This is a genomic window from Streptomyces sp. NPDC015144 (assembly GCF_043079735.1).
GTDB lineage: Bacteria > Actinomycetota > Actinomycetes > Streptomycetales > Streptomycetaceae > Streptomyces.
Window position 1 is genome coordinate 1 of record NZ_JBIBUU010000030.1, and the last position, 18,439, is coordinate 18,439.

General features: G+C 70.7%; 15 protein-coding genes and 1 riboswitch. Of the genes, 11 read left to right on the top strand and 4 right to left on the bottom strand.

Annotated elements, in window-relative coordinates:
* Positions 1 to 740 precede the first annotated feature (740 nt).
* On the top strand, positions 741 to 2,015 hold the full coding sequence (locus ACF08W_RS32830; protein ID WP_392281532.1) for a cytochrome P450: 1,275 nt from the start codon (positions 741 to 743) through the stop codon (positions 2,013 to 2,015).
* Positions 2,016 to 2,345: 330 nt separating this feature from the next.
* Here the strand turns inward: ACF08W_RS32830 and ACF08W_RS32835 are convergent, their stop codons facing one another.
* From ACF08W_RS32835 to gcvT, 4 genes are all read right to left on the bottom strand, one after another.
* Positions 2,346 to 3,728: an L-serine ammonia-lyase gene (locus tag ACF08W_RS32835; protein WP_352280706.1), complete on the bottom strand. Its 1,383-nt coding sequence runs from the start codon at positions 3,726 to 3,728 to the stop codon at positions 2,346 to 2,348.
* A gap of 139 nt (positions 3,729 to 3,867) precedes the next feature.
* Positions 3,868 to 5,127, bottom strand: a complete 1,260-nt coding sequence (glyA, locus tag ACF08W_RS32840) for a serine hydroxymethyltransferase (protein WP_352280708.1) — start codon at positions 5,125 to 5,127, stop codon at positions 3,868 to 3,870.
* A 22-nt stretch (positions 5,128 to 5,149) separates the two neighbouring features.
* Positions 5,150 to 5,527 (bottom strand): glycine cleavage system protein GcvH, encoded by a 378-nt coding sequence (gcvH, locus tag ACF08W_RS32845; RefSeq protein ID WP_385211672.1) that lies wholly within the window; start codon positions 5,525 to 5,527, stop codon positions 5,150 to 5,152.
* Between the two features lie 178 nt (positions 5,528 to 5,705).
* Positions 5,706 to 6,821: a glycine cleavage system aminomethyltransferase GcvT gene (gene gcvT / locus ACF08W_RS32850; protein ID WP_385211674.1), complete on the bottom strand. Its 1,116-nt coding sequence runs from the start codon at positions 6,819 to 6,821 to the stop codon at positions 5,706 to 5,708.
* A 140-nt stretch (positions 6,822 to 6,961) separates the two neighbouring features.
* Positions 6,962 to 7,059, bottom strand: a riboswitch (glycine riboswitch).
* Between the two features lie 164 nt (positions 7,060 to 7,223).
* Here gcvT and ACF08W_RS32855 point away from each other — a divergent pair.
* The 10 genes from ACF08W_RS32855 to ACF08W_RS32900 all read left to right on the top strand — a co-directional run bounded on the left by ACF08W_RS32855 (position 7,224) and on the right by ACF08W_RS32900 (position 18,334).
* Positions 7,224 to 7,919 carry an AAA family ATPase gene (locus ACF08W_RS32855; RefSeq protein WP_392281533.1) on the top strand — a complete coding sequence of 232 codons (696 nt, stop codon included), beginning with the start codon at positions 7,224 to 7,226 and terminating at the stop codon, positions 7,917 to 7,919.
* Between the two features lie 145 nt (positions 7,920 to 8,064).
* Positions 8,065 to 8,835, top strand: coding sequence for an enhanced serine sensitivity protein SseB (locus ACF08W_RS32860; RefSeq protein ID WP_392281534.1), 771 nt, complete (start codon positions 8,065 to 8,067; stop codon positions 8,833 to 8,835).
* Between the two features lie 302 nt (positions 8,836 to 9,137).
* The gene (locus tag ACF08W_RS32865) at positions 9,138 to 9,917 is read left to right on the top strand and encodes an enhanced serine sensitivity protein SseB C-terminal domain-containing protein (protein WP_385211678.1); all 780 of its coding nucleotides are present in this window, start codon (positions 9,138 to 9,140) and stop codon (positions 9,915 to 9,917) included.
* Between the two features lie 511 nt (positions 9,918 to 10,428).
* Positions 10,429 to 11,442, top strand: a complete 1,014-nt coding sequence (locus tag ACF08W_RS32870; RefSeq protein WP_392281535.1) for an ABC transporter permease — start codon at positions 10,429 to 10,431, stop codon at positions 11,440 to 11,442.
* 95 nt (positions 11,443 to 11,537) lie between these two features.
* Positions 11,538 to 13,307: an ABC transporter substrate-binding protein gene (locus ACF08W_RS32875; protein ID WP_352280722.1), complete on the top strand. Its 1,770-nt coding sequence runs from the start codon at positions 11,538 to 11,540 to the stop codon at positions 13,305 to 13,307.
* 145 nt (positions 13,308 to 13,452) lie between these two features.
* A complete protein-coding gene (locus ACF08W_RS32880) occupies positions 13,453 to 14,454 on the top strand; it encodes an ABC transporter permease (protein WP_385212137.1) in 1,002 nt (333 codons plus the stop codon).
* Entirely contained in the window at positions 14,451 to 15,551 is a 1,101-nt protein-coding gene (locus tag ACF08W_RS32885; RefSeq protein ID WP_352280724.1) for an ABC transporter ATP-binding protein, read from the top strand. Before ACF08W_RS32880 ends, ACF08W_RS32885 begins: the two co-directional genes overlap by 4 nt.
* A 41-nt stretch (positions 15,552 to 15,592) precedes the next feature.
* On the top strand, positions 15,593 to 16,690 hold the full coding sequence (locus ACF08W_RS32890; protein WP_385212139.1) for an ABC transporter ATP-binding protein: 1,098 nt from the start codon (positions 15,593 to 15,595) through the stop codon (positions 16,688 to 16,690).
* 18 nt (positions 16,691 to 16,708) lie between these two features.
* On the top strand, positions 16,709 to 17,380 hold the full coding sequence (locus ACF08W_RS32895; protein WP_352280726.1) for a trimeric intracellular cation channel family protein: 672 nt from the start codon (positions 16,709 to 16,711) through the stop codon (positions 17,378 to 17,380).
* A gap of 69 nt (positions 17,381 to 17,449) precedes the next feature.
* Positions 17,450 to 18,334 (top strand): thioesterase family protein, encoded by an 885-nt coding sequence (locus ACF08W_RS32900; RefSeq protein WP_392281536.1) that lies wholly within the window; start codon positions 17,450 to 17,452, stop codon positions 18,332 to 18,334.
* Positions 18,335 to 18,439: the final 105 nt, after the last annotated feature.

Consider the following 18,439-nt stretch of genomic DNA (forward strand, 5'->3'; position numbering starts at 1 on the left):
GCGACCCCATGTCGAACTTCATCCAGTCCCCCTGCCAACCCGATCGACAACCGATCAAACAAACGTCCCGACCATCCCTATCAATCCCGCCACGACCGAAGCAATCCGAGCCTCGGTCCGTGAACCCGTCGTGACAGGGCCGCAGCGCGTTCCGGACGGAGCCGATGAAGTGCACGAACGCGGTGGCTGGGCGATCCGGCGGACGGATCGGGCCGTCCCGAGGTCACCGGGATCCAGGAATCCATCGGTAGGTCTTCACGCTACGTACACAAGCGGCGGGTCGCGAGGGCGAACGCGGCGCCGTCGCTCCGGCCGATGGAGCGCGACCGCTCCAGGAGGGCGGCCGTCGACGGTCGCCGCTCTTCGCGTGACGTCCTTCCCTGGCCCCCGTCCCTCGTCCTCGGTCACACCCCCGCCCCAACGGCTGTGTGGTTGATCACCGCTGACGGTGCGGGGGAGGGGATGAGGTCGGGAGCAGGGGTATGAACCGGGCATAGCGTGCATACCCATGGCCGCAGGCGCTGGCCCGGCACCGTCCCGGCACCGTTCCGGCGCCACCCCCGAGCCATCCGCTCACGTACTGGGACAGAATGCCGTGCGGTCACCGGCTGCCGAACGCATCCTGACCCGCCGTTCGTACGTCCTTATCCGTGCCCCCACCCGCTTTCCGTATCCGCTTCCTCCCGTCCGCACCCGGCGTGCGGGCCGAACGACGAGCACTGGAGTGCAGATTGACCGCGATGACGTTGCGTTCCCGTATCACCGCCCGGATCGGGCGCAGCTATCTGTCCCGGATCCAGAAGTACGGAATCGGGTCCTCCACGGTCCGGCTGCTCCCCGACGACCTGCTGATGATGCTGCGCCGGAACGGGCTCGACCCGGTGGACAAGCTCGCCAGGACCCGGGCGAAGCAGCCCGTGCACAAGGTCACGCTGCCGTTCGGCATGGACGCCTGGGTGATCACCGGCTACCAGGAGTCGAAGGCCGTCCTCGGTTCGGCGGACGGCTTCAGCACCGACTTCGCCCACCTCGCGACGAACGCCGGGGTGGCCGCCGAGCAGAGCCCCGGCGGGCTCGGTTTCAGTGATCCGCCGGTCCACACCAGGCTGCGCCGCATCCTGACACCGGAGTTCACGATGCGCCGGCTGCGGCGGCTGACGCCCAGGATCGACGCCATCGTGGCGGAGCGGCTGGCCGCGATGGAGGCCGCTCCGGGCCCGGTCGACCTGGTGAAGGAGTTCGCGCTGCCGATCCCGTCGCTCACGATATGCGAGCTGCTCGGGGTGCCCTACGAGGACCGGGCGGACTTCCAGCAGCTCGCCATGGACCGCTTCGACCTCTTCGCCAGCACGACCGCCCCCTTCGGCGCCATGTCGGAGTCGATGGAGTACTTCCGGGGCGTGGTCAGGGAACAGCGGCGCAACCCCGGCGACGGGCTGCTCGGCATGATCGTGCGGGACCACGGCGACGACATCGGCGACGACGAACTCGCGGGCCTCGCCGACGGCGTGCTCACCGGCGGCTTCGAGACCACCGCCAGCACGATCGCGCTCGGCTCGCTCGTACTGCTCCGCGATCCGGACGTGCGGGAGCGGATACGCACCGACGACGCGGCGGCCGCCCCCTTCGTCGAGGAGGCGCTGCGCTACCTCTCGGCGGTGCAGATCGCCTTCCCGAGGTTCGCGCGCCGGGACATCGAGATCGGCGGGGTGGTGATCCCCGAGGGCGACATGGTGCTCTGCTCGCTGAGCGGCGCCAACCGGGACGCCGCGTACATCACCGACGACGGCCGCTTCGACCTGGACCGTGTCCCCGCCACCGGTCACCTGGCCTTCGGCCACGGCATCCACCGCTGCGTCGGCGCCGAACTGGCGCGGATGGAGCTGCGCGTCGCCTACCCGGCCCTGGTCCGGCGCTTCCCCGCGATGCGGCTCGCCGTCCCGCAGCAGAGCCTCGCCTTCCGCAAGCTCTCCATCGTCTACGGGATCGAGGAACTGCCGGTGCACCTGCGTTGACGAGGCGGGGCGGCCGGGGCGGTGGGGCCGGTGCGGGTGACACGCCGCTCCGGGGATGGCCGTGCGCGGCCGCCACGTCGTCACGATCATCGCCGCGGCGCCCACCCCCGCACCTGGAAACGGCCCGACGCCAGGAAGGGCAACGGTGACATGGGGAAGGGAGCCGCCCGCACCGCTTCCGCCACCGATCCAGGAGGCGTGCCGCGGCCGTTCACGCGGCGCGGTGGTGCCGGCAGCCGCTCCACCGGACGGACAGGGTGGGCCCCGACCGCGCCGGAAGAACGAAAACGCTGGTCAGGGCCTACATGCTCAGTATCAGGGCCTACATGCTCAGCACTCGATGATGTTCACCGCGAGCCCGCCCCGGGCGGTCTCCTTGTACTTGACGCTCATGTCGGCGCCCGTCTCCTTCATGGTCTTGATGACCTTGTCGAGGGAGACCTTGTGGCTGCCGTCGCCGCGCAGCGCCATCTTCGCCGCCGTGACGGCCTTGACCGCGGCCATGCCGTTGCGCTCGATGCACGGGATCTGGACGAGCCCGCCGACCGGGTCGCAGGTCAGGCCGAGGTTGTGCTCCATGCCGATCTCGGCCGCGTTCTCCACCTGCTCGGCGCTGCCGCCGAGCACTTCCGCGAGGGCGCCCGCCGCCATGGAGCAGGCGGAGCCGACCTCGCCCTGGCAGCCGACCTCGGCGCCCGAGATGGAGGCGTTCTCCTTGAAGAGCATGCCGATGGCCCCGGCCGCCAGGAGGAAGCGGACGACGCCGTCCTCCTTCTCCGCCGCGGTGGCGCCGCCGGCCGCGAAGTTCATGTAGTAGTGGAGCACCGCCGGGATGATGCCCGCGGCGCCGTTGGTGGGCGCGGTGACGACCCGGCCGCCCGCCGCGTTCTCCTCGTTGACCGCCATCGCGTAGAGGGTGATCCACTCCATGGCGTGGGTCTGCGGATCGCCCTCGGCGCGCAGCTGGCGGGCGGTGGTCGCGGCGCGGCGGCGGACCTTCAGGCCGCCGGGGAGGATGCCCTCGCGGGACATGCCGCGCGAGACACAGGCCTGCATGACGTGCCAGATGTCCAGCAGCCCGGAGCGGATCTCGTCCTCGGTGCGCCAGGCCTTCTCGTTCTCCAGCATCAGCGAGGAGATGGACAGGCCGGTCTCCTTCGAGAGCCGCAGCAGCTCGTCGCCGGTCCGGAAGGGGTGCGTGAGCACGGTGTCGTCGAGGACGATCCGGTCCTCGCCCACCGCGTCCTCGTCGACGACGAAGCCGCCGCCGACCGAGTAGTAGGTCTTCTCCAGGAGCAGGGCGCCGTCGTGGTCGAAGGCGTGGATGCTCATGCCGTTGGCGTGGTACGGGAGGGCCTTGCGGCGGTGCAGGACCAGCTGCTCGTCCGCGTCGAAGTCGATCTCGTGCATGCCCAGCAGGTTGATCCGGCCGGTGGAGCGGATGTGTTCCACCCGCGCGTCCGCCGACTCGACGTCCACCGTGCGCGGCGACTCGCCCTCCAGGCCGAGCAGGACCGCCTTCGGGGTGCCGTGGCCGTGGCCGGTCGCGCCGAGCGAACCGTACAGCTCGGCGCGTATCGAAGCGGTGTGGGCGATCAGGCCCTCGTTCTTCAGCCGGCGAGCGAACATACGGGCGGCGCGCATCGGGCCGACCGTATGGGAGCTGGACGGGCCGATGCCGATCGAGAACAGGTCGAAGACCGAGATGGCCACGGGGACTCCTCAGGGGGCTGGTAGACGTCGTTGTCTGCCGGGTGGTGCCGGGTGGTGCCGGGGTGGGACAAGGGTGGGGGCACCGCGCCCACGAGAGTGCGCGCGGTGCCCCGCCCGGTGGTGCGAGCCGCTTCCCGGATCAGCCGAGACCGGGGTACAGCGGGAACTTCTCGGCCAGCGCGACCACGCGGGCCTTCAGCGCGTCCGCGTCGTACGACGGCTTCAGCGCGGCGGCGATGATCTCCGCGACCTCGGTGAAGTCCTCGCTCTGGAAACCGCGGGTGGCCAGGGCCGGCGTACCGATCCGCAGACCCGAGGTGACCATCGGCGGGCGCGGGTCGTTCGGGATCGCGTTCCGGTTGACCGTGATGCCGATCTCGTGGAGCCGGTCCTCGGCCTGCTGGCCGTCCAGCTCGGAGTTGCGCAGGTCGACCAGGACCAGGTGCACGTCCGTGCCGCCGGACAGGACGGAGACGCCGACCTCGGTGACGTCCGGCTGCACCAGACGCTCGGCGAGGATGCGGGCACCGTCCAGGGTGCGCTGCTGGCGCTCCTTGAACTCCTCGGACGCGGCGACCTTGAAGGAGACCGCCTTGGCCGCGATCACGTGCTCCAGCGGACCGCCCTGCTGGCCCGGGAAGACCGCGGAGTTGATCTTCTTGGCGAGCTCCTGCGTCGACAGGATGACACCGCCGCGCGGACCGCCGAGGGTCTTGTGCGTGGTGGTCGTGACGACGTGGGCGTGCGGCACCGGGTTGGGGTGCAGGCCCGCGGCCACCAGGCCCGCGAAGTGGGCCATGTCGACCATCAGGTACGCGCCGACCTCGTCCGCGATCCGGCGGAAGGCGGCGAAGTCGAGCTGACGCGGGTACGCGGACCAGCCGGCGACGATCAGCTTCGGCTTGGACTCCTTGGCCAGCCGCTCGACCTCGGCCATGTCCACGACACCGGTCTCATCGACGTGGTAGGGCACCACGTTGTAGAGCTTGCCGGAGAAGTTGATCTTCATGCCGTGGGTCAGGTGACCGCCGTGGGCCAGGTTGAGGCCCATGATCGTGTCGCCCGGCTTGAGCAGCGCGAACATCGCGGCGGCATTGGCCTGCGCACCGGAGTGCGGCTGGACGTTCGCGGCCTCGGCGCCGAACAGCGCCTTGATCCGGTCGATGGCGATCTGCTCGACGACGTCGACGTGCTCGCAGCCACCGTAGTAGCGGCGGCCGGGGTAGCCCTCGGCGTACTTGTTGGTGAGGACGGAGCCCTGGGCCTCCATGACCGCGACCGGAGCGAAGTTCTCCGAGGCGATCATTTCGAGGGTGGACTGCTGGCGGTGGAGCTCGGCGTCGACGGCGGCGGCGACGTCCGGGTCCAGCTCGTGGAGGGAGGAGTTGAGAAGCGACATCAGGTGGTCCCTTGGGGTCTCTTTAGTTGCCGGAGAACTCGGTGTACTCGTCGGCGGAGAGCAGGTCCTTCGGCTCCTCCGCGACGCGTACCTTGAACAGCCAGCCGCCCTCGAAGGGTGCGGTGTTCACCAGCGACGGGTCGTCCACGACGTCCTGGTTGAACGCCGTGACCTCACCGGTCACGGGCGAGTACAGGTCGCTGACGGACTTGGTCGACTCCAGCTCGCCGCAGGTCTCGCCCGCGGTCACCTCGGAGCCGACCTCGGGAAGCTGGGCGTAGACGACGTCGCCGAGGGCGTTCGCCGCGAACTCGGTGATGCCGATCGTGGCCACACCGTCCTCCACGGCCGACAGCCACTCGTGCTCCTTGCTGTACCGCAGCTGCTGGGGGTTGCTCATGGTCTGAATTCTCCTGTACGCGGGGGAGTGCTGATGAACGGTGGTCTTACGGTGTGAGACGCGATTACGTCACTTCTGTGAAGTCGCCGCGCCGTTTCCTCCGGCCCGGCAGCATCGTTCCTTCGGCGCGGCCGTGCCGGTTCGCGGGGCGCCGGTGGGGTTCCCGGTGCCCGGCGCGTCACTTCTGACGCTTGTAGAACGGCAGCGCCACGACCTCGTACGGCTCCTGGCTGCCCCGGATGTCCACGGCGACGCCCTCGGAGCCCGGCGCGGCGTGCGCGGCGTCGACGTAGGCCATGGCGATCGGCTTGCCCAGGGTGGGCGAGGGGGCGCCGGAGGTGACCTCGCCGACGACCTCGCCCCCGACGGTCACGGGGAAGCCGGCGCGCGGCACCCGGCGGCCCTCGGCGACCAGCCCGACCAGCTTGCGCGGCGGGGCGGTCTCGGCGCGCTCGGCGGCGGCCTCCAGGGCCTTGCGCCCGACGAAGTCGCCCTCCTTCTCGAACTTCACGACCCGGCCGAGACCGGCGTCGAACGGGGTCAGCCCGGTGGTCAGCTCGTGCCCGTACAGCGGCATGCCCGCCTCCAGGCGCAGCGTGTCGCGGCAGGACAGCCCGCACGGGACCAGGCCGCGCCCGGCGCCCGCCTCGGTGAGCGCCTTCCAGAGCTGCTCGGCGTCGGCGGGGGCGACGAACAGCTCGAAGCCGTCCTCACCGGTGTAGCCGGTACGGGCGATCAGCGCGGGGACCCCGGCGACCGTGCCCGGCAGCCCGGCGTAGTACTTCAGGCCGTCCAGGTCGGCGTCGGTCACCGAGGCCAGGATCGCGGGGGACTCCGGGCCCTGGACGGCGATCAGCGCGTACGCGTCGCGGTCGTCGCGGACCTCGGTGTCGAAGCCCTCGGCCCGCGCGGTCAGCGCGTCCAGCACGATCTGGGCGTTGCCCGCGTTGGCGACGACCATGTACTCGGTCTCACCGAGCCGGTAGACGATCAGGTCGTCCAGGATGCCGCCGTCCTCGGCGCAGATCATCGTGTAGCGGGCCCGGCCCACGGCGATGGTGCCGATGTTGCCGACCAGCGCGAAGTTCAGGAAGGCCGCCGCCCCGGCGCCGGTGACGGTGATCTCGCCCATGTGCGACAGGTCGAAGAGTCCGGCCCGGGTGCGCACCGCGTTGTGCTCGTCGCGCTCACTGGCGTACCGCAGCGGCATGTCCCAGCCCGCGAAGTCGGTCATGGTCGCGCCCAGCGAACGGTGCAGGGCATCGAGGGCGGTGAGGCGGGGTGCGGTGCTCATGAGTATGACTCCCGGAACATGACGACAAGGACGATCCCTCCCCATCTGTCATCGGAACCTGAGAGGTTCGCCGAGAGCCCCGGACGGGTTCGGCTTGCACCTTGGGTGGAGCCGCGAAGCGGCCCGCTTTTCAGATCTGCCTCATCCACGCGGTACGGGGCCTGAGAGATTCAAGGGAGGAACTTGCTCCTTCGGCGCCCGGCACGGACAGTGACCGGGACTCTCCCGCGCGGATTCAAGCGGCCTTTATGCAGTTGGCGGGGTCATCATCGCACGCATCGCGCGGGAATGGGCCCCCGGTCCCCCGGTGGAAACCACCGACACGGGCGGTTGTGCCGCATTACCTTTTCTTTACACTTCAGGGGCATGGGGCTGGGGTGGGCCGACCGATGGGGGAGGGCGATGACGTTGCAGCGGTACGCGACGACCGCGGGGGGCGCACGGGGTGCGCCGGCCGAGCGGCCGGGGGGCGCGGTCCGGGCGGTGCCCGCCGGGTCGGCGCCCGTCGTGCGGGACCTGCGCGCGCGGGCCGGGCGCGGCCCGCGCGGGCTGCGCTTCGCGGCGGGGGACGTGGTGGTGGTCTCCGGGCTGCCCGGCAGCGGGAAGTCGACGCTGATCCGGCGGGTGGTGACGACCGCCCACGCCGTCGATTCGCAGGACGTCCGGGACCGCTGGGCGCGGGTGATGCCCCGGTTATTGCCCTACGCCCTCTACCGCCCGCTGGTCCGCCTCGACCACTACTGGGGGCTGTGGCGGGTGCTGCGTTCCGGCGAGTCGGCCGTCGTCCACGACTGCGGGACCCAGTCGTGGGTACGGGGCTGGCTGGCCCGGGCCGCCCGGCGCCGGGGCCGCCTCCTGCACCTGGTCCTGCTCGACGTCGACCCGCAGACCGCCCGGGACGGGCAGCGCGAGCGCGGGCGCGGAGTGTCGGCGTACGCCTTCGCCCGGCACCGCCGGGCGGTGGGCCGACTGATGGCGGCCACGGCGGACGGGGTGCTTCCGGCCGGCTGCGCCTCGGCGGTGCTCCTGGACCGGGAGGCGGCGGGGCGGATCGGGCGGATCGTCTTCACGGCCGGCCGGCCGCGGGCGGGGGCCTGACCCCCGGCCGGCCCGGGGAGCCGGTGGCCGGTGCCCGGCGTGGCCGGGGAGCCGCGGCGCCGGCCGCGGGGCCGCCCCGGGCCGGGCGCTAACCTTCTGCGCGGAAGCGCGGAAGCGTGGGTGAGAAGGGGAAGCAGGGGAAGCAGTGGACATTCCGGCGCAGGCCCAGGCGCATCCGCAGAGCGGGTGGCCGGCCAACGAGCTCGAAGAGGTGCTGATGGCCTCGCTGGGCAACCCGGAGGCGGGCGGCCGCCTCGTTGAGGTGCTCGGCCGCAGCCAGGTCTGGGTGCCGTTGCCCAACGGTGGCGGACCGGACTCCCCGTCCCTCGACCTGCCGACGATGGAGTTCGACGGCGCCGCGTACGTCCCCGTCTTCAGCTCCGAGCAGCAGTTCCTCGCCTGTGTCGGCAGCCACCTCTCCTTCACGGTCGCGCCCGCCCGCGACTTCGCCCGGGGGCTGCCGCCGCAGCTCGGCATCGTGGTGAACCCGGGCGGCGCGGTCGGTATGCCGCTGCCGCCGCCCGCCGTCGCCGAGCTCTGCCGGATCGGCCGCACCCCGCTGGACGGCCCGGCCAGCGGCGGCCGGGTCCGGCTGTTCGAGCCGGACTGGCAGGAGGAGCCCGTCGACTTCCTCGCCGCGGCGGCCGGGGAGTTCGAGGAGAGCGGCGTCGTCCTCACCGCCCGGCGGGCCCTGGCCAGCATCGAGGGCGGCGACCCCGTCCTCTTCGTCGGAGTGGAGTTCTCCACCTGGGAGGGGGCCGGGCGGAACGCCCCGATGGACGCCCTCGGCCGCGCCCTGGGCCGGGTCGAGGTGCCCTGGCCGGTCAACCTGGTGCTGCTCGACGTCGCCCAGGACCCGGTCGGCGACTGGATGCGGGAGAAGATCCGACCGTTCTACCAGCGCGCCGGCCAGTAGGGCGTGCTTCGGAAGTCCCGTCCGCCCCGGGGGCGCCCGGCCCCATGGCTCGCCGCGCTGCCGGGATCGCACGCACCGGACACCCCCGGGCCCGCCCTTCGGGCGGACGGCGCTCGCTTCCGAAACACGCCCCCGTACCTTTCCGGCCGCGCCGGACCCGGACACCGGCGCGCCCCATGGCGTCAAGTCGGTGTCATGACCGGCGCATAAGCTGGTTTCATGGCGGGTGCCTCGGCACCGGCCGCGCCCGTGTGCCCGGGAGCGGCCGGGCGGCACAGTGGATCGAAGAGGGGCGGGACCAGGTGAGTGCGTCAGGCACCGCGGCGGCCGGGCAGGTCGAGCACATGCTGGGCCAAGTGACGCCCGGACGCTACGACGCGTACGAGGCGCTGCTCCAGGCCCTCGCCCACGGCCGGATCTGGATGCTCCTGTGGCAGGGCCAGGCCGGATCGCCCGACGCCCAGTACGGGAACATGGAGGTGGACGGCCTCGGCTACGCCCCCTGCGTGACCTCCGCGCAGGAGCTCTCCGCCAGCGGCTGGAACCGCGCCCACGAGCTGGTCGACGGCGTGGACATCGCCCGCGCCCTCTTCCCCGACCGCTGGGGCATCTGGCTCAACCCGCACGCCCCCGGCGGCGGCGTCGGCATCCCCTGGCTGGACCTGCGCCGGATCGCCACCGGCCTCGACCGGATGCCCGCCGGCCCGCTCAGGCTCACCGAGCCCGCCATCGAGATCCCGCAGTTCTACGCCCTGCTCACGCAGACCGCCCACCGCACCCCCGCGGTCCGCTCGCTGCGCCGCGCCTGGGTGCAGCCCGCGCTCGGCGCCCCGTACCTCACCATCGGGCTCGACCTCTACGACGCCTCCCCGTCCTCGGTGGACGCGGCGCGCACGATGATGCAGCAGTCGGTCTCCGCCGTCCCGGACGGGCTGCCCGTCTCCACCGTCGCGATGTCCGACGAGTACGACCCGGTCGCGATGTGGCTGCGCGCCAACGCCCGCCCGTTCTACGACCGTGAGGCGCACGCCCCGGCGGCCCCCGCCACGGGATACGGCTACCCGCCGCAGTCCGCGTACTGATACCGGCAGGCCCCCGCCCGGGGAGCGGGGGCCGCCCCGTGTCGGCCGGCGCCCGTCCGCGTACCGGCCCGGAGCCCCGAAGCGCGCCGAAAGCCCCGAGAAGCGGAATGCGACATTACGTTTCCAGTCTCGCGTAACGTGCGCATATGCCACCAACCCCTCCTGCCCTGGAGGGAGTTCACCCCGGTCCGGACCCATCACGCCTTCAATGTCCGGGATTTGCGCCCCGCGCACCCCTGGTGGTGATTGCGCGGCGATTCTGCGGGACTGCCCCCTTGTGCCTCAACTGCCCCCTGTTCGGCGGTCGTTCGGCGGCGTCCGGATAACGGAACACCCAGGACCGCATCACGGTTAGGCATCCATTCGCCTGCCGGTATGGCTCCCTGTAGTGACGGCAATGAAGACTCCCGCAGCAAGGGCGTCTTGCCGCTCGCGTACGACTGACTGATCCGCGCCGCCACTGCGGCCAGTTCGGCCCGGCCACCGCCGGTTGAGAGGGGTCCTTGCCACGATGACGGCACCACTGCACGAGCCGACCAGGGAAGCGGATCCGGACGCGGTCGGCGGCCCCGTGGTCGACTCCGTCGACTCCGGGGCGAAGAAGGTCGAGGGGCGGTCGCTCAAGCAGATCGCCTGGAGCCGTCTGAAGCAGGACAAGGTCGCACTGGCCGGCGGCATCACCGTTCTCGTCCTCGTCCTGGTGGCGGTCTTCGCGCCGCTGATCGTCAGCCTGCTGGGGCACCCGCCCAACGACTTCCACCAGGACAAGCTCGACCCGCTGACCAACCTCCCGCAGGGCAGCCTGGGCGGGATGAGCGGCGACTTCCTCTTCGGCGTCGAACCCAACAAGGGCCGCGACATCTTCAGCCGTATCGTCTACGGCGCCCGGATCTCCCTGCTGGTCGCGTTCCTGGCGGCCCTGGTCGCCGTCGCGCTCGGCACCCTGTTCGGGATCATCGCCGGGTACTTCGGCGGCTGGATCGACTCGGTGATCAGCCGGATCATGGACGTGCTGCTCTCCTTCCCGCAGCTGCTCTTCATCATCTCCCTGGTGTCGGTCCTCCCCGACGACCTGCTCGGCCTCACCGGCAGCGGCGTGCGCATCGCCGTGCTCGTCGCCGTCATCGGCTTCTTCGGCTGGCCGTACGTGGGCCGTATCGTCCGGGGCCAGACGCTCTCGCTGCGGGAACGCGAGTACGTGGAGGCGGCCCGCAGCCTCGGCGGCGGACGGACCCACATCCTCTTCCGCGAACTCCTGCCCAACCTGGTGGCGCCGATCACCGTCTACGCGACGCTGATGATCCCCACCAACATCCTCACCGAGGCCGCGCTCAGCTTCCTCGGCGCCGGTGTCCGCCCGCCCACCGCCTCCTGGGGCGGCATGCTCCGGGACGCGCTGGAAACGTACGAGCACGACCCGATGTTCATGGTCTTCCCCGGCGTCACGATCTTCATCACCGTGCTGGCCTTCAACCTCTTCGGGGACGGGCTGCGCGATGCTCTGGACCCCAAGGGAACCCGATAGCCCACGACCTGCCCCTGCCGCATCGTCAGGTGGCTCTTTCCATGGTTCTTTGGCAAGCAACTGCCTGGGACCGCGATCTCGGAGGTTGCGAGAAAATGTCCACAGTCACCTCGAAACGACGGCTCACCGCGGGTGCGGCCCTCGTGGTCGCGGCGCTGATGACCACCACGGCGTGCGGCGGCGGCGACGGCGAGGACGGCGGCAGTGCGAAGGGCGCCGGATACAACGCGGCGTTCAACAAGGTCGCCAACCCGTCCACCAAGAAGGGCGGGACGCTGAAGTTCGTCGGCAAGCAGGACCTCGACTCCGCCGACCCCCAGCGCGCCTACTACGGCATGGCCTGGGACTTCATGCGGTTCTACACCCGCCAGCTGGTCACCTACGACACCAAGCCGGGTCAGGCCTCCACCAAGCTGGTCGGCGACCTGGCCACCGGCCCCGGTGAGATCACGGACGGCGGCAAGACCTACACGTACAAGCTGCGTGACGGTCTGACCTGGGAGGACGGCTCCAAGCTGACCTCCAAGGACGTCAAGTACGGCATCGAGCGCATCTGGGCGACGGACACCATCACCGGTGGCCCGCAGTACCTCATGCAGACGCTGGACCCCAAGGGCGAGTACAAGGGCCCCTACAAGGACAAGTCCGCGGACAAGCTCGGCCTGAAGGCGATCGAGACGCCGGACGACAACACCATCATCTTCAAGCTGCCGAAGCCCAACGGTGACTTCGAGCAGTTCCTCGCCATGCCGTCCGGCTCGCCGGTGAAGGCCGAGAAGGACACCGGGACGAAGTACACCCAGCGCCCGTTCTCCAACGGCCCGTACAAGTTCGAGTCGTACAAGCCGGGCAAGAACATCGTGCTCGTCCGCAACGACAAGTGGCAGAAGTCCTCGGACCCGGTGCGCGCCGCCCTCCCGGACAAGATCACGGTGACGATCTCCGCCAACCTGGAGGAGAACGACAAGAAGCTGATGGCGGGCGACTACGACGTCGACCTCAACGGCACCGGCATGACCCAGTCCGGCCGCGTCACCGCCGTCCAGAAGTACAAGGACAGCGTCGACAACATGCAGACGTCCTTCGTCCGCTACGTCGCCCTGGTCCACACGGCGAAGCCGTTCGACAACGTCCACTGCCGCAAGGCCGTCTTCTACGCGACGGACTTCGCCGGTCTCCAGCAGACCCGCGGTGGCGAGCTCGCCGGCGGCGCGATCGCCAACAGCACGCTGCCGGCCTCCATCAAGGGCCACAGCGACTACGACCCGTACGGCGTCCTCGCCCGCAAGGGCAAGCCGGACCTGGCCAAGGCCAAGGACGAGCTGAAGCAGTGCAACCAGCCGAGCGGCTTCTCCACCAAGCTCAGCGCCCGTAACAACAACCCGGGCGAGGTCGACGCCGCCGAGGCGCTCCAGGAGCAGCTCGGCAAGGTCGGCATCAAGGTCGAGGTGGACCCGATCGACGGCGCCGAGGCGTCCAGCATCACCGGCTCGCCGTCCGTCGTGAAGAAGCGCGGCTACGGCATGACGATGAGCGGCTGGGGCCCGGACTTCCCGTCCGGCCAGGGCTTCGGCCAGCCGCTGTGGGACAGCCGCTTCCTCTCGGAGACCGGCAACTACAACGAGTCGCAGCTGAACGACCCGAAGATCGACGGCCTCTTCGACAAGGCGATCGCGGAGACCGACCCGGTCAAGGCCGGTGAGGTCTACGCGGAGCTCGACAAGCGGATCCTCGACCAGGCCGACTGGATGCCCTTCCTCTACGAGAAGAACATCACCTGGCGCGGCAGCCGTCTGACCAACGCCTACATGTCCGACGCCTACAACGGCCGCTACGACTACGCCTCGCTCGGCGTCGTCAAGTAGTCGCTCCGGTCGACAGCATTCGCAGTCAACCCCGTTGACTGCCCCTCCGCCGCCGAAACCCGCCAGTCCGAAGGGCAGGTGATGGCCGGGGCGGTGGCCGGGAACCCCGCGCAGGGGTTCCCGGCCCACCGCCGGGCCGCGCACAGTGCTTGCTTATCTCATCCGGCGCCTGTTCGCCGTAGTCATCATGGTGCTCGTCGTACTGCTCGCGACGTTCACCATCTTCTTCATGCTGCCCAAGTGGGCGGGTCAGGACGTCGCAGTCCTCTTCGCCGGCAAGGCTTCCGGTGCCGAGCAGCTCCAGGGCATCCGGATCAAGCTGGGTCTCGACGACCCCCTCCTCGTCCAGTTCTGGGAGTTCGTCAAGGGCATCCCGATGGGACGCGACTACGCGAACGGTGCCGACGTCACCCACTGCGCCGCGCCCTGCTTCGGGTACTCCTTCCGTACCGAGGTCCCGGTGTGGACCACCCTGAAGGACGCGCTGCCCGTCACCGGCGCGCTCGCCGCGGGCGCCTGCGTCCTGTGGCTCCTCGGCGGTGTCGCCACCGGTGTGGTCTCGGCGCTGCGCCGCGGCACCATCTGGGACCGGGCCGCGATGACCACGGCCCTCGCCGGTGTCTCGCTGCCGATCTTCTTCACCGGCATGGTCGCCATGGGCCTGTTCGTGCACACCCTCGGCTGGGTGCGGATCGCCGACAACCTCTCCACCGACGACGGCATCGGCGTCTGGTTCCAGTCGCTGATCCTGCCGTGGATCGTGCTCGCCTTCCTCAACGCCGCGATGTACGCCCGGCTCACCCGGGCCACCATGCTCGAAGTGCTCGGCGAGGACTACATCCGCACCGCCCGCGCCAAGGGCCTCGGCGAGAGCACCGTCATCACCCGGCACGCCCTGCGTTCCGCGATGACGCCGATCCTCACCGTCTTCGGCCTCGACATCGGCGTGCTCCTCGGGGGCGCCGTGCTCACCGAGTCCACGTTCAACCTGCCCGGTCTCGGGCTCGCCGCGGTCCAGGCGATCAGCAGCAAGGACCTTCCGGTGATTCTCGGCGTCACCCTGTTCGCGGCACTCGCGATCGCGGTCGCCAACCTCGTCGTCGACATCATGTACGCCGTCATCGACCCGCGAGTGAGGCTGGGATGACCGAACCGAACAAGACCGGTGCCGCGCTGGGCGAGCCCACGAGCTCCGGCTCGCCCGCCCCCACCGCCTTCCTGGAGGTCCGCGACCTCAAGGTGCACTTCCCGACCGACGACGGCCTGGTCAAGTCCGTCGACGGGCTCAGCTTCCAGCTGGAGAAGGGCAAGACCCTCGGCGTCGTCGGCGAGTCCGGCTCCGGCAAGTCCGTCACCTCGCTCGGCATCATGGGCCTGCACACCACCGGCCAGTACGGCAAGCGCAAGCCCCGCGTCTCCGGCGAGATCTGGCTGGACGGCAAGGAACTGCTCTCGGCCGACCCGGACGAGGTGCGCAGGCTGCGCGGCCGCGACATGGCCATGATCTTCCAGGACCCGCTGTCCGCGCTGCACCCGTACTACACGATCGGCAAGCAGATCGTGGAGGCGTACCGGGTCCACCACGACGTCGACAAGAAGACCGCCCGCAAGCGGGCGATCGAGATGCTCGACCGGGTCGGCATCCCGCAGCCCGACAAGCGCGTCGACAGCTACCCGCACGAGTTCTCCGGCGGTATGCGCCAGCGCGCGATGATCGCGATGTCGCTGGTCAACAACCCCGAACTGCTGATCGCCGACGAGCCGACGACCGCGCTCGACGTGACCGTCCAGGCGCAGATCCTCGACCTGATTCGGGACCTGCAGAAGGAGTTCGGCTCCGCGGTCATCATCATCACCCACGACCTGGGTGTCGTCGCCGAGCTGGCCGACGACCTCCTGGTGATGTACGGCGGACGCTGCGTCGAGCGCGGCCCGGCCGAGAAGGTGTTCTACGAGCCCCGCCACCCCTACACCTGGGGGCTGCTCGGCTCCATGCCGCGCCTCGACCGCGAGCAGACCGACCGGCTCATCCCGGTCAAGGGTTCCCCGCCGTCACTCATCAACATCCCGTCCGGCTGCGCCTTCAACCCGCGCTGCCCGTACGCGGACGTACCCAAGGACGACGTCACCCGCACCGTACGGCCCGAGCTCCAGGAGGTCGGCAGCCGGCACTGGGCGGCCTGCCACATGTCGCAGGAGCAGCGGGAGCGTATCTGGACCGAAGAGATTGCGCCCAAGCTGTGAGCGAGGACAAGGCCGTGACGAGCGAGGACAAGGGCGCGGACGTGCCCGAGCAGAGGTCGGCCGCGCCCGATGCCCCGGCCGGCGACATCCCTCCCGGCGAGGTGCTGCTCCGGGTGACCGGGCTGCAGAAGCACTTCCCGATCAAGAAGGGGCTGCTCCAGCGCACCACCGGCGCCGTGAAGGCGGTCGACGGGATCGACTTCGAGGTGCGCTCGGGCGAGACCCTGGGCGTCGTCGGGGAGTCCGGCTGCGGCAAGTCGACGATGGGCCGCCTGATCACCCGGCTGCTCGAACCCACCGCGGGAAGCGTCGAGTTCGAGGGCAGGGACATCACGCACCTCGGCGTGGGCGGCATGCGCCCGATGCGCCGGGACATGCAGATGATCTTCCAGGACCCGTACTCCTCGCTGAACCCGCGGCACACGATCGGCACGATCGTCGGCGCCCCCTTCAAGCTCCAGGGCGTCACGCCCGAGGGCGGCATCAAGAAGGAGGTGCAGCGGCTGCTGGAGGTCGTGGGCCTCAACCCCGAGCACTACAACCGCTACCCGCACGAGTTCTCCGGCGGCCAGCGCCAGCGCATCGGGATCGCCCGCGCGCTCGCGCTCAAGCCCAAGCTGGTCGTGGCCGACGAGCCGGTCTCCGCGCTCGACGTGTCGATCCAGGCGCAGGTGGTCAACCTGCTCGACGACCTCCAGGCCGAACTGGGCCTCACCTACGTGATCATCGCCCACGACCTGTCAGTGGTCCGGCACGTCTCGGACCGGATCGCGGTGATGTACCTCGGCAAGATCGTGGAGCTGGCCGACCGCGAGTCGCTCTACCGGGCGCCTATGCACCCGTACACCAAGGCGCTGCTCTCCGCGGTCCCGATCCCCGACCCGAAGCGCCGTTCGGCCAAGAGCGAGCGCATCCTGCTCAAGGGCGACGTCCCCTCGCCGATCTCGCCGCCCAGCGGATGCCGTTTCCACACCCGGTGCTGGAAGGCCACGGAGGTCTGCAAGACGCAGGAACCGCCGCTGGCCGCGCTGCGGACCGGCCACCAGGTGGCCTGCCACCACCCGGAGAGCGTGCCGACGGACGGGCCGGCCGCCCCGGCCGCGGCGTCCGATACGCCGGAGGACAGCACAGAGGGGTAGTACCGGCACAATTGCCCGGTGCTCACCGAACTGTTCACGCCCTCCGTCCAGCATGCGCTCGACATCGTCGGAATCTTCGTCTTCGCGATCTCCGGCGCTCTGCTCGCCGTACGCAAGAACTTCGATGTCTTCGGCATCGCGGTGCTCGCCGAGGTGACCGCGCTGGGCGGAGGGCTGTTCCGTGACATCGTCATCGGAGCGGTCCCGCCCGCCGCCTTCACCGACCTCGGCTACTTCACCACCCCGCTGCTCGCGGCCGTGCTGGTGTTCTTCCTCCACCCGCAGGTCGAGCGCATCCAGGTGGCCGTCAACGTCTTCGACGCGGCGGGCCTCGGGCTGTTCTGCGTCACGGGCACGGTCAAGGCGTACGACTACGGGCTCGGCCTCACCGCCTCGGCGGCGCTCGGGCTCGCCACCGCGGCGGGCGGCGGTGTGCTGCGCGACGTCCTGGCCAACGAGGTGCCCTCGCTGCTGCGCTGGGACCGCGACCTGTACGCGGTGCCCGCCGTCGTCGGCGCCGCGATGACCGTCCTGTGCATCCGCTTCGGCATGCTGAACGCCCTCACCAGCGGCGCCGCCGTGATCGTGGCCTTCGTGCTCCGGCTGATGGCGATGCGCTACCACTGGCGGGCCCCGCGCGCCTTCAACCGGAAGTCGGCGGCGGCCGAGGAGAGCGCCGCGGCGGCCTGAGCCGCGCACCGCTGTGATCCGCACCAAAAAGCTACCGCTCAGTAATACAATCGGTGTACGGTGCGTCGCATGGCACAGGCAGCAGAGCAGGCGGCGCAGACCGGACCGGCGACCATCGGGTCCCCGGCGACCATCGGTGACAGCGAGTTCGACCGCGACACCGCGGTCACCCTTCGCGAGGAGGGCGTCTACGACGCCGAGCTCTCCGCGGGCTGGACGATCATCCACGCCGTCAACGGCGGCTATCTGCTCGCCATGCTCGGCCGCGCGCTGGGCCAGGCCCTGCCTCACCCGGACCCCTTCTCGGTCTCCGCGCACTACCTCACCGCGTCCGTCCCCGGCCCCGCGGTGATCCGGACCCAGACCGTCCGCACCGGCCGCACCCTCTCCACCGGCCAGGCGTCCCTCTTCCAGTACGCGGAGGACGGCTCGGAGGTCGAGCGCATCCGGGTCATCGCCACCTACGGCGACCTGGACGCGCTGTCCGACGAGGTCCGTACGGAGGCGAAGCCGCCCGCCATCCCGCCGCTGGAGCAGTGCCTCGGCGCCAACGACGGCCCGGCCCCCATCCCCGGCAGCTCCGCCATCACCGGCCGGCTCGACATCAGGCTCGACCCGGCGACGGTCGGCTGGGCGGTGGGCGCGCCCTCGGGCAAGGGCGAGATGCGCGGCTGGTTCGGCCTCGCGGACGGCCGCGACGCCGACGCGCTCTCGCTGCTGCTCACCGTTGACGCGCTGCCGCCCACCTCCTTCGAGCTGGGCCTCAAGGGCTGGACGCCCACCGTCGAGCTCACCACCCACGTCCGCTCCCGCCCCGCCCCGGGCCCGCTCCGCGTCTCCATCACCACCCGCAACCTCGCGGGCGGCTTCCTGGAGGAGGACGCGGAGGTCTGGGACAGCGCCGACCGCCTCGTGGCCCAGTCCCGCCAACTCGCCCGCGCCCCGCGCCCCTGACGCCTCCGGCCCTGCCCCCGTGCGCCCCGTGAGGCGTGACGGGGGCAGGGTGCCGGCCGGGGCGGGAGTGGGCCCTCGCGCAGTGTTGTCCCCGCGTGTGCGGGG